Source organism: SAR324 cluster bacterium (assembly GCA_015232315.1).
In the GTDB taxonomy this organism is placed as follows: domain Bacteria; phylum SAR324; class SAR324; order SAR324; family NAC60-12; genus JADFZZ01.
In genome coordinates this window covers 267,212-279,707 of sequence record JADFZZ010000002.1, presented here as the reverse complement: position 1 = coordinate 279,707, position 12,496 = coordinate 267,212, and the positions used below count along the sequence as shown (strand labels likewise).

8 protein-coding genes are annotated in these 12,496 nt (G+C 47.5%); 6 read left to right on the top strand and 2 right to left on the bottom strand.

What is annotated here, in order from left to right:
• Positions 1-54: 54 nt before the first annotated feature.
• The 5 genes from HQM11_02695 to HQM11_02675 all read left to right on the top strand — a co-directional run bounded on the left by HQM11_02695 (position 55) and on the right by HQM11_02675 (position 5,192).
• Entirely contained in the window at positions 55-2,115 is a 2,061-nt protein-coding gene (locus HQM11_02695; protein ID MBF0349907.1) for a YgiQ family radical SAM protein, read from the top strand.
• Positions 2,116-2,295: 180 nt separating this feature from the next.
• Positions 2,296-3,408, top strand: a complete 1,113-nt coding sequence (gene tgt / locus HQM11_02690) for a tRNA guanosine(34) transglycosylase Tgt (GenBank protein MBF0349906.1) — start codon at positions 2,296-2,298, stop codon at positions 3,406-3,408.
• 142 nt (positions 3,409-3,550) lie between these two features.
• A complete protein-coding gene (locus HQM11_02685; GenBank protein MBF0349905.1) occupies positions 3,551-4,045 on the top strand; it encodes a YeeE/YedE family protein in 495 nt (164 codons plus the stop codon).
• Positions 4,042-4,440: a YeeE/YedE family protein gene (locus HQM11_02680; GenBank protein ID MBF0349904.1), complete on the top strand. Its 399-nt coding sequence runs from the start codon at positions 4,042-4,044 to the stop codon at positions 4,438-4,440. Before HQM11_02685 ends, HQM11_02680 begins: the two co-directional genes overlap by 4 nt.
• Positions 4,441-4,748: 308 nt before the next feature.
• Positions 4,749-5,192, top strand: a complete 444-nt coding sequence (locus HQM11_02675; protein ID MBF0349903.1) for a hypothetical protein — start codon at positions 4,749-4,751, stop codon at positions 5,190-5,192.
• 38 nt (positions 5,193-5,230) lie between these two features.
• Here HQM11_02675 and HQM11_02670 read toward each other — a convergent pair whose 3' ends face one another.
• The gene (locus tag HQM11_02670) at positions 5,231-5,866 is read right to left on the bottom strand and encodes a Uma2 family endonuclease (protein MBF0349902.1); all 636 of its coding nucleotides are present in this window, start codon (positions 5,864-5,866) and stop codon (positions 5,231-5,233) included.
• A 30-nt stretch (positions 5,867-5,896) separates the two neighbouring features.
• On the bottom strand, positions 5,897-7,411 hold the full coding sequence (locus HQM11_02665; protein ID MBF0349901.1) for a glutamate synthase subunit beta: 1,515 nt from the start codon (positions 7,409-7,411) through the stop codon (positions 5,897-5,899).
• A 578-nt stretch (positions 7,412-7,989) separates the two neighbouring features.
• Between HQM11_02665 and gltB the strand changes: the two genes are divergently transcribed.
• Positions 7,990-12,495, top strand: a complete 4,506-nt coding sequence (gltB, locus tag HQM11_02660) for a glutamate synthase large subunit (protein MBF0349900.1) — start codon at positions 7,990-7,992, stop codon at positions 12,493-12,495.
• The last annotated feature ends 1 nt before the right edge of the window (position 12,496 follow it).

Genomic DNA, 12,496 nt, shown 5'->3' with positions numbered 1-12,496 from the left:
TAATATGGCCTCCCTTTCCTGGTCGGAAAGCCGATAAACCTGTCTATGGATTTTATGGAAACCCCTTCAATTTTTTCTTACCGGCCTTTCTGGGCCTCCCGTTTTGGCATTGCACCTGTGCTTCCCATGTCCCGTGATGAAATGGACGTTCTGGGCTGGGATTGTTGCGACATCATTCTGGTCACAGGAGATGCCTATGTGGACCATCCTAGTTTCGGCATGGCGATCATCGGCAGACTGCTGGAAGCGCAGGGCTTTCGTGTCGGTATTATTTCTCAACCGGATTGGCAGAATACCGATGATTTTTTGAAACTGGGACCACCCAATCTGTTTTTTGGTGTAACAGCCGGTAACATGGATTCCATGGTGAATCGCTACACCTCAGACAGGAAAATCCGTTCCGATGACGCTTACACGCCGGGAGGTCTTGGTGGAAAACGTCCGGACCGTGCCGTGATTGTTTATTCCCAGCGATGCCGGGAGGCCTACCCGGAAGTACCCATTGTGATTGGCGGGATCGAAGCCAGCTTGCGCCGGATTGCCCATTTTGATTACTGGTCACAAAAAATCCGCCGTTCCATTCTGATGGATTCCAAAGCCGATATTTTGCTTTTTGGCAACGCCGAACGTGCCATCACCGCAATTGCACACCGACTGGCGGCGGGCGAACCCTTACAAAACATCAGGGATATCCGGGGAACAGCACTGAATCTGGCTGAAATTCCAGAAGACTGGGCCGAAGTGGACGTGAGCCGGATAGAACCCGCTGAACCAAAAACCGTAAATAATTCATCAGGAAGGTCCTTACCGATTGATCCGACATGGTCGGCCAGGCAGATTGTGAGAGGGATTGCACGTGAAAAAACTTTTGTACGGTTGCCGTCATATGAACAGGTGGTGCAGGACAAGGTGCTTTATGCCCACACTTCCCGTCAGTTGCATCTGGAATCAAATCCGGGAAATGCCAGAGTCCTGGTGCAACAACATGGAAACAGGGAAATCTGGATCAATCCTCCGCCAATTCCATTGACCACACCAGAGATGGACCGGGTATTTGAACTGCCCTACACCCGTCAACCCCATCCCGTGTATCTGGATCAAAAAATTCCAGCCTATGAAATGATCCGGTTTTCCGTGATCATCACCCGTGGGTGTTTTGGCGGATGTTCTTTCTGTTCCATCACCGAGCATGAAGGCCGGGTTATTCAAAATCGTTCCCAGGAATCGGTGTTGAGAGAACTGGAAAACATCCGGGACAATGTGCCGGGATTTACCGGAATGATTTCTGATCTGGGCGGTCCGACAGCCAACATGTATCGTCTCCATTGCAAAAGTAAGGAAATCGAAGCCTCCTGCCGCCGGCTTTCCTGTGTGTATCCCCAAATTTGTTCCAACCTCAACACGAACCATGCTCCGCTGATTGATCTGTACCGCAAGGCACGACAGGTGGAAGGCATTAAAAAAATCACCATCGGGTCAGGGGTGCGCTATGATCTGGCGGTGGAATCGCCTGAATATATCAAGGAACTGGTCACGCATCATGTAGGCGGCTATCTCAAGATCGCGCCGGAACACACCGAATCAGGACCGTTGAGCAAAATGATGAAACCCGGCATTGGGACGTTTGACCGGTTTAAGGAACTGTTTGATAAATATTCACAACTGGCGGGCAAAGAACAATATTTGATTCCGTATTTCATCGCAGCGCATCCCGGCACCACCGATGAAGACATGCTGCGTCTGTCCCTTTGGCTGAAGGAACATGGCTTTCGGGCAGATCAGGTTCAGGCGTTCCTGCCTTCGCCCATGTCACTGGCCACCGCCATGTATCACAGCGGCAAAAATCCACTCAAGGGAGTCAAACGTGACAGCGAAGATGTTTACATTCCCCAAGGTTTGCGCCAGCGCCGTCTGCACAAGGCCTTTCTGCGTTATCATGATGCCAACAACTGGCCCCTTCTGCGTGAAGCGTTGAAGGAAATGGACCGTGAAGATTTGATCGGCAACAGCAAAAAGCATCTGGTCCCGCTGTATCAACCCAAAGGCACCGGACACAAAAGCGAAGGCAAACGCCATTCTTCCAAAAAATCATTCAGAACCCAACACACTCGCTAAGGAACGGCAAAAAAATAAGTTGTAAACATTTTCCAATCCAGTCTCTCCTGTTCTGGTCTGTAGAGACGTGCTATAGCGCGTCTCTACGTGTGCCCGACAGGAAATATTGTTCGGAGAATTTATCTGTTTTATTTTTCGAATGTTCCTAAAACTGATGACACTCAGCATGGATTAACAATCATGATCGAATTCACACTCCAGACACAGAATGGCAACGCCAGAGCCGGAACCATCAAGACTTCCAGAGGAATCATCCATACTCCCATTTTCATGCCGGTAGGCACCTTGGGAACCGTCAAAGCCATGACCCCGGAAGAACTCAGGGACATTGGTGCTGAAATCATTCTGGGTAATACCTACCATCTGCATCTGCGACCCGGCGACGCACTGATTCATCAATTGGGCAGACTGCACCAGTTCATGAACTGGTCCTCTCCCATTTTGACAGACAGTGGCGGATTTCAGGTTTTTTCGCTGGCAAAACTTAAAAAAATGGAAGAAGCCGGTGTCACGTTTCAAAGCCATATTGACGGCAACACGATTTTTTTGAGTCCGGAAGTTTCCATTCAGATTCAGGAAAATCTGGGTTCGGACATCATGATGTGCCTGGATGAATGCCTCAGCCTGCCCGCTCCGCTTAAAAAAATTGAGGAATCCATTGACCTGACCACCCGCTGGGCAAAACGCTGTAAAGCGGCGAGAACTTCAGACAATGCCCTGTTCGGTATCGTTCAGGGCGGACTGTCGCTGGAATTACGACGCAGAAGCATAGATGCCCTGACGGACATCGGTTTTGACGGCTATGCACTGGGCGGTTTGAGTGTTGGCGAAAGTAAAGAAGAACTTTATCATGTGGTCCGGGAAGTGGCACCACTTCTGCCGTCAGACCATCCACGCTATCTGATGGGAGTGGGAGAACCTGAGGATTTGCTGGAAGCCATTGATTCCGGCATTGATATGTTTGATTGCGTCATGCCCACCCGCAATGCCCGCAATGGATCCATGTTCACATCCCACGGACAAATCAGCATCAAACAGGCTCAATACCGTGAAGATCCAGCGCCCCTTGACCCGGAATGCGGGTGTTACACCTGCCGGAATTATTCCCGGGCTTATTTGCGGCATCTTTATCTTTCCGGCGAAATCCTCTCGATGCGGCTAAACACCTACCACAATCTGTATTTTTATCTGTCGCTGGTCAAGCATGCGCGAGAAGCGATTCTCAAAGGAGAATACCGGGTGTTCAAGGACGGTTTTTTAAGGAAGTACCGACAAGCGGATTCAACGGTTTAGAACCTTGTTTTTCAGAAATTAATCATTGTGGAATTTTTCAGGAATTTTGGAGGGTTCCCTTGTTTTCAAAAAGTTTATTTGGTACAGACCATAAACATCACTTCAATAAACCTGTAAATCATCTTTAACTCTTGGAGGGCGTATGATTGAACAACATTGGGAATTTTGGGTTGGAGGTCTGGGAATTGCGTCAGTTGCGTTCCTGATAACCATCCTTACTGGTAAATTTTTAGCGATCACCAAGGGCTTTGTGAGCCTGTGCGGGCTTATCAGTAAAAAACCGGTGTTTCATCAGAAAGATCTCGATGGTGTTTTCGGCTTCAGAACCTTTTTTATATTCGGGATTGTGATTGGTGGTTTTTTGGCCGCGATCACAAGTGATGGATGGAATCCTTCATTTGACTATGGAATGTTTGACCAGATTTATGGAAACAGTCTATTGATTAAAGCTGTGGTACTCATTATTGGCGGTGCCTTCTGGGGTTATGGAGCAAGACTGGCCGATGGATGCACTTCCGGAAATTCAATTGCCGGAATCTCAAAAGGCGCGTTTGCCAGTGTGATCGTCTCGATTGCGTTTATGGCATCAGGCATACCCGCCACGTTCCTTATCAATTATCTCGCAGGAGCCTTATGATCCGTTATCTTTTTTTGGGATTTGGTATATTATTTGGTTTTGTTTTGGTGAATGCCGGGGTTGCGAACTACAATGTCGTTCGGGAAATGTTTCTTTTCCGAAGTTTCCATATGTATGGTTTGCTGATGGTTGCGGTGGGAACATCTTTCTTTTTGACTCAGACGTTGAAGCGTCTGGGCACAAAATCAATCATTGAACAACAACCCATTGATTATTCCGTTCCCTCCTATAATAAAAATCATTTGATTGGTGGCTTAATCGCGGGGTTGGGTTGGGCGTTGACTGGTGCATGCCCCGGTCCGGCTATCGCTCAGATCGGTTTCGGGACACTTGCGGGCCTGTTTACTGTCATTGGAATGTTTCTTGGAACTTTCCTCTATGGTTTGCGTCAATAACTTTTCATGATTCGGATGAAAATCCAACCATTTCAATAAGCGGAGTAAGTCAAATTGGGACACTACCCGAATTAATGGGAGACTATACCAATGACCCTGTTTTTCAAAATAGCTTTCAGAAATGGTTAAATGAAATCCGGCAAAATAAGGCACCTTTCAATTCATTTTTAACTCCCGGAGAATGAAACAAAGCCTTGTCGTTTCGCGGTAAAACCGTTACAGATACGCATATCGTCCATGAATTCACAACTCCAACTTCAAATCACAATATGCTGGCATTCGACACTCACCATTATATCAAGAGCCTCATGGCAGTCGGCGTTTCCCAAGAACAGGCCGAAGTCCAGGCTGATACCCTCAAAACAATCCTGATGCATGACGCGGTCACCAAACCGGATCTGGATCTTGCCAAAACAGAACTCCAACGTGACATCAGGGAACTCGACGCCAAGATCGAAACCACCAAAAAGGAACTTGATGCCAAGATTGAAACCACCAAAATAGAACTCCAACGGGACATCAAGGAACTTGATGCCAAGATCGAAACCACCAAAAAGGAACTCGACGCCAAGATCGAAACCACCAAAAAGGAACTCGACGCCAAGATCGAAACCACCAAGATCGAACTCCAACATGACCTCAAGGAACTGGAACTGAGGCTCTCTGCTGAAATCCATCTCCTCAAATGGATGACCGGTATCATGCTCGGTGGTGTCACAGCCCTGATAATCAAAACCTTTTTTCCGTTTTGAAGCATCGAAAACGGAATACACCAAAGATCCCTAATTTTTTATGATTCAGATGGAAATCCAACCATTTCAATGCCCTGCTCAAAAACGACTTTATGATAAATCCGCTCTACAGGACAGGTGAAATCAAGCGAAGGAATCCGCAGGACATCCTGTTCATAAAAGTACGTGACTTCCCATGTGTTGATTTTTGAAGGAAGACGGTGGAACACCTGCACCAGTTTTTGAGTTTGGCTGACCAGCAGATAGTCCTCCAGGGAAGGCAACTGTTTGTACAATTCAAATTTATGAGTCTGGTCATAAGCCGCAGTGGAAGGGGACAGCACCTCGCCAATCACTTTTGGCCCGGTCAAAGCATTGGCATTTCCCAAATCCGCGGGATCACAGGTGACTGAAAAATCAGGATACACATAATGTGCGGATGCTGATTTCAAGGGGCGTTTGGGAGGAATTTCAATCTTGACCCGCATGTCTGAGCCAAGTGCGCCACAAGGACGATCTTTTAAAAAAATCAGGAATTCCATCAAAAAATTAGCCGCAATCCGTGCATGATTGGCACTACCGCCTGCCATCATATAGAGTTCCCCCTGATGGTATTCATGACGGATCTCCGAGTGTTCTTCCTGTTCCAGATACTCAGCTTCCGTTAATAACGGGTTTGCTTGACGAGCCAGCATATATCCACTCCATTTTTAAGCTTCAATCAATCAGACCACCTTGTCGGTTTGAGGAGAGGTGGGCAATGTGGTTTTACCCATGAGATACTTGTCAATGCAGCGTGCGGCTTCACGGCCTTCCCAAATGGCCCAGACCACCAGAGACGCACCACGTCTGGCATCACCCGCAGCAAACACACCGGGCTCACTGGTCATGAAATTCTGGTCCGCATGAATATTGTACATCGGATCCTGAGAAACAAGCTGTGGAATCAATTCCGCTGGTTTGACATTTCCCTGACGTCCACGAACACTCAGTTCCACGCCTAAGCCTTCCACCAGACCTTCCACTTTGGGACCGAGAAATCCCATTGCCAGAAAAACCATATCGACAGGGACGGTAAACTCGGACCCTGGAATTTTTTCCATGGTCATTCGGCCATTTTCTTTTTTCCATTGGAGCTTCACAGCCTTGAGTGCCTTGACTTTGCCGTTTTCTCCCACAATTTCCTCAGTCATGATGCTTCCACGGCAATCCCATTCGGCTTCTTTATGAACGGGTGTTGGACGAGGTGTCATGTCTACCAGTTCAAACTGATATTTTTTACCTGTCGCCCCTTGACGGTTCGAAGTTCCAACGCAGTCAGCACCTGTGAAGCCGCCACCGATCACCACCACCTGTTTTCCTTCAGCGGAAATTCGATTTTCAGGAGCGATCTGATCACCGGCATTCACACGATTCTGCTGAGGCAGAAAATCCAGGGCATAATGAATACCCTGGAGTTCATTTCCGGGAATGCGCAGTTTTCGCGCCTGCCCGGCTCCAGTGGAAATCAGGATGGCGTCAAAAGATTCTTTCAATTCCCTGACGGGGAAATCAACACCAACATGAACTCCGGTTCGGAATTCAACCCCTTCAGCTTTCATTTGCTCAATACGGCGATCCACATTGATTTTTTCAAGCTTGAAATCAGGAATTCCATAGCGCAGCAACCCGCCGGGACGATCTTCTTTCTCGAACACGGTAACAGTATGTCCGACACGGGCTAATTGCTGAGCCGCTGCCAATCCCGCAGGACCAGAGCCAATAATAGCGACTTTTTTACCAGTTTTTTCTGTTGCGGGTTGAGGTTTGATCCACCCCTCTTTCCAGCCGAATTCTGCGGTATGTCGTTCAATCTGCTCAATAGTGACCGCATATTTATGATCCTTTTTTTCTTCGGGATCAAGGGTGTAGTATTCATTCAGTACACAGGAATCTTCGCAAGGAGCAGGGCAGACATTTCCTGTGAATTCCGGGAAATTATTGGTGCTGTGCAAAGAATCCAATGCCTGATGCCATTGGCCCCGCGCAGCCAGATTATTCCAGTCAGGAATCAGATTTCCCAGAGGACATCCCGTATGACAAAAAGGAATCCCACAGTCCATACAGCGGTTAGCCTGGCTCCGGATAGCCGGTTCTGAATAGTGCCTGTTGTAATCTTTGTAATCTTTTAGACGTTCTTCAATAGGTCTTTTGGGAACATCTTCTTTTTCAATCTCTAAAAAACCGCGATCTTTATTCACTTTGGCTCCTTGTAACAGAATAAGGGAAATCAGGACGTTGAGAGGCAAGCGATGCACAATATACTGGGCAGGAACAGCCAATTTTGGGGGGCAATATAGCCATAACAGAAAGACAACTGCAATATAACAATCATATTCAATACAAAAATCTTGAGGGACAAAAATTTTTCTTGTTGTGTTTTTATTGGTTTTTTCTTACCTTGACCTGCCCTCAATCCAAGGGAATCTGATTTTTGCATATTGAAGTGTCAGGAAAGATACAGGGACCATCATCCTGAATCAAACGGTGACTGGTTCAAAGGGAATGGAATAACTCTTTATCAATGTGTACCTGTTAATTGTTTTCGTGGGAAGGCGTTGCTTGAATGAATCTCACAAAGCCACTCTGGAACTTGCCAGTTCTGCCTTCCGCCTGAAACTGTTTCTGTTATCCTACACTCAGACAAGACTGTCTGAGCTGCTCACTTCGTCCTGTTTCTTCCATTAAATATAAAGGTTTTTAGAGTGCATAAAAACCGCAATTGTAAACACTCAGACGACAACCTCAAGAGCCGTCTGTTTTGCATAGGGGTACAACGATGAACACCTATTATCCTGAAAAACAAGGTCTGTATGATCCTCAGTTCGAACACGACAGTTGCGGAGTTGGATTTATTGTTCACATGAAGGGTGAAAAATCACACGGAATCATCACGCAGGCATTAGAACTGCTGACCAACCTGAAACATCGAGGAGCCCTTGGCGCAGACCCGGAAACAGGAGATGGTGCCGGAATCATGATACAGATTCCTCATGATTTTCTGGTGGAACAGGCGCAAGCACTGGAAATAACGTTGCCAGACCCGGGAAAATACGGTGCGGGCATGGTATTTATGCCACAGGATGAAAAAAAACGTCAACGGTGTGGTTTGATCATTGAAAATGTTCTGGCAGAAGAAGGCCTGGCTATTCTGGGCTGGAGAGATGTGCCGACAGACCCGCATTATGTTGGCAAGAACGCCGCAAAAGTACAGCCTGTGATCAGACAGATTTTTGTAGAAAACACTCCCGGATTGGAACCTGAAATCTTCGAACGAAAACTGTATGTCGTCAGAAAACTGATTCAGAATACGACACAGGGCAATGACCTGTATATCCCATCCCTGTCATCCAGAACCATGATTTATAAGGGAATGCTGCACGCAACCCAGCTCAAACCTTTTTATCCGGACCTGTCAGATCCCAAATTTGCCAGTGCGCTTGCCATTGTGCATTCACGGTTCAGCACGAATACATTTCCTACATGGCCGTTGGCGCACCCCTTCCGCTATCTGGCACATAACGGCGAGATCAACACGCTGAGAGGCAACATCAACTGGATGAATGCCCGCAAGGAAGCGCTCAAATCCCCCTTGTATGATGATATTTCAAAATTGTTTCCATTGATCATGCCTCATGGAAGTGATTCCGCCGCTGTGGACAACGCCCTGGAATTTCTGGTGCTTTCGGGATATTCATTGCCCCATGCGGTGATGATGCTAGTGCCGGAAGCATGGCAGAGTGATCCCAATGTTTCTGCTGAAAAACGAGCCTTTTATGAATACCATGAACAATTCATGGAACCCTGGGATGGACCCGCGTCACTGACATTTTCCAATGGGATCCAGATTGGAGCAACCCTGGACCGCAATGGTCTGCGACCCGCACGATATGTTGTCACCAAAGATCATTTTGTGGTGATGGCCTCGGAAGTTGGCGCCATCCAGATTGAACCGCAACGCATTGAACGCAAGGGCCGTTTGCAACCGGGAAAAATGTTTCTGGTTGATACCAGCCAAGGCAGAATCATTGATGATTCCGAATTGAAAGCGCAAATGTGCCACCTGAATCCTTATCAGGAATGGCTGGATCAAAACATGCTCCATCTCTCCGGGTTGCCAGAACCTGAAAATTATCAAAAAACAAACACGAAAACGCTGATTCAACGTCAGCAGATGTTTGGCTATACCCAGGAAGACATTCAGCTATTGATGAAGCCGATGGCAGAAAAAGGTGAAGAAGCCATCGGTTCCATGGGAAATGATGTTCCGCTGGCTGTGCTCTCCAAACGTCCACAACCGTTGTATAACTATTTCAAGCAACTCTTCGCGCAGGTTACCAATCCACCAATTGATTCTATCCGTGAAGGATTGGTTATGTCATTGATCAGTCACCTTGGCAAAGAGAGAAACATTCTGGAGCAGACAGCCGCACATGCGCGGTTACTGCAACTGGAGCATCCTGTCCTGACCAACCAGGAACTTGAAAAGATTCGGGACCTGGACCAACAGGATTTCCGCAGTTGCACATTGCCTATGGTCTTTAACAAAAACGAGGGGCCGTCAGGATTGGAAAAAACATTGGATGCCTTGTGTGAGAAAGCACTAGCGTCCATCAACGAAGGAAATACGTTTCTGATACTCAGTGATAGAACTGCCAATGAGGACATGGTCCCGATTCCGGCGCTTCTGGCTGTCGCCGCTGTTCATCATTATCTGATCCAGAAAGGACTTCGAACCAGCGCGAGTATAATTCTTGAGTCCGGTGAACCTCGTGAAGTGGCACATTTCGCACTGCTTATCGGCTATGGCGCCGGAGCGATCAATCCCTATCTTGCATGGGAAACGCTGGATCAAATGATTCAGGACAAACTGCTTCCAGAAAGTATTTATCTGGAAAAAGCCATCGCCAACTATAAAAAAGCCATTCAGAAAGGCTTGTTTAAAATCTTCTCTAAAATGGGAATCTCAACCATTCAAAGCTATCGGGGCGCTCAGATTTTTGAAGCCATCGGACTGGCAGAAGATGTGATTAAAAAATATTTCAGGGGCACTGCCTCACGGATACAGGGAATTCCGATTGATGTGATCGCGCAGGAATCACTGGCCAGACATCAAATGAGTTTCGAGGAATCTGTTTTGGAAGGTGAAGCTGTTGTAGATCCGGGGGGTGCTTATGCCTGGAGACGACGTGGAGAATATCATCAGATCAACCCTGAAACAATACAGACTCTGCAAAAGGCGGTCAGGCAGAATACGTTTGAAGATTATCAGAAATACACCCGCCTGGTGAATGAACAAGAACATAACATGGCAACCATCAGGAGCCTTCTCAAATTCAAGACAGGCACACCTGTGCCGCTTGATGAAGTTGAGCCTGCAAAAGAAATTGTAAAACGATTTGCGACAGGCGCGATGTCTTTTGGTTCAATCAGCATTGAGGCCCACGAAACCCTGGCCCTGGCCATGAACAAGATTGGCGGAAAAAGCAACAGTGGTGAAGGCGGTGAAAACCCTGACCGGTTTATTACACGTCCTGATGGTGGTCTGGCTGTGAGCGCGATCAAGCAGGTCGCGTCCGGTCGTTTCGGTGTGACCATTCATTATCTGGTCAACTGCAATGAAATTCAGATCAAGATCGCCCAAGGCGCAAAACCCGGTGAAGGTGGTCAGCTTCCCGGTAACAAAGTCAGTCAGGATATTGCCAAGGTTCGTTATTCGACACCTGGAGTCACCCTGATTTCACCGCCTCCGCATCATGACATTTATTCGATTGAGGATCTGGCGCAACTTATTTTCGATTTGAAAAATGCCAATCCTGAAGCACGGATTACCGTCAAACTTGTTTCTGAAGCAGGTGTCGGAACCATTGCGGCCGGTGTTGCCAAAGCCCATGCGGACATGATTGTGATTGCCGGACATGATGGTGGCACAGGCGCATCTCCACTGACCTCCATTAAACATGCCGGTGCTCCATGGGAACTAGGCTTGTCTGAGACCCACCAAACCCTGGTACTCAATGGACTTCGGAGTCGTGTCAGGATACAAACCGATGGTCAGTTGAAATCTGGTCGGGATGTCGCCATCGCGGCCTTATTGGGTGCGGAAGAATTTGGCTTCGCAACGACCCCCTTGATCACCATTGGCTGTATCATGATGCGAAAATGCCACTTGAATACCTGCCCCGTGGGTGTAGCCACACAGGATCCTGTATTGCGGAAAAAATTTACCGGGCAACCGGAAAATGTGATCAATTTCTTCTTTTTTGTCGCTGAAGAAGTCCGGAAAATCATGGCCTCACTCGGATTCCGCAAATTTGATGATATGATTGGCCGCACCGATATGCTCCAGCAAGTACCAGAAATGAACCACTGGAAAGCCAAATATCTGGATCTGTCAGCTATTCTTTATCAACCGCCCTTGACTGTGGACAAGGCTCGTTATTGCACCACCAAACAGAATCACGGTTTGCAGGATCAACTGGATAATCGTCTGATTGAGATGTCCACAGACGCTATTGAGCAGAAAAAACCCGTTGCCATAGCAATGCCGATCAGGAATACCAACAGAACGGTTGGCACCATGCTCAGTAGCAAAATTGCCAGAAAACATGGCATGGAAGGATTGCCTGACAATACGTTACAATGCCACTTTACCGGCTCAGCAGGTCAAAGTTTTGGGGCGTTTCTGGCACACGGAGTGACCCTCACCCTGGAAGGTGACGCCAATGACTATGTGGGCAAAGGATTGAGTGGCGGAAGAATTATTGTCTCCCCCCAAAAAATTTCGACCTTCAAGGCTGATGAAAATATCATCATTGGAAATACCGTCCTGTATGGCGCAATCGCTGGTGAGGCGTTTTTTGCCGGTGTTGCCGGTGAACGCTTTGCTGTCCGGAACAGTGGTGCCACTGCTGTTGTTGAAGGCGTGGGGGATCATGGCTGTGAATACATGACAGGTGGACGAGTGCTTGTTCTCGGTGAGACAGGTCGAAACTTTGCAGCCGGAATGAGTGGTGGTATCGCTTACGTGCTTGATCGAAAAGGGACATTTCAAGCAAAATGCAATACCCAAATGGTTGAACTCGGCCCGATTGCCAATCCGGAAGAACAACAATGGGTACATTCCATGCTGGAACGGCATTACCAATACACCCGAAGCGTTAAGGCCAAAACATTGCTTGATGAATGGGAACAGACCCTGTCACATTTTGTTAGAATCATGCCAACAGAATACCGACTGGTTCTTGAAAAAGAAGCCGCGGAAAAACTTCGAAAAACGGCTTGAG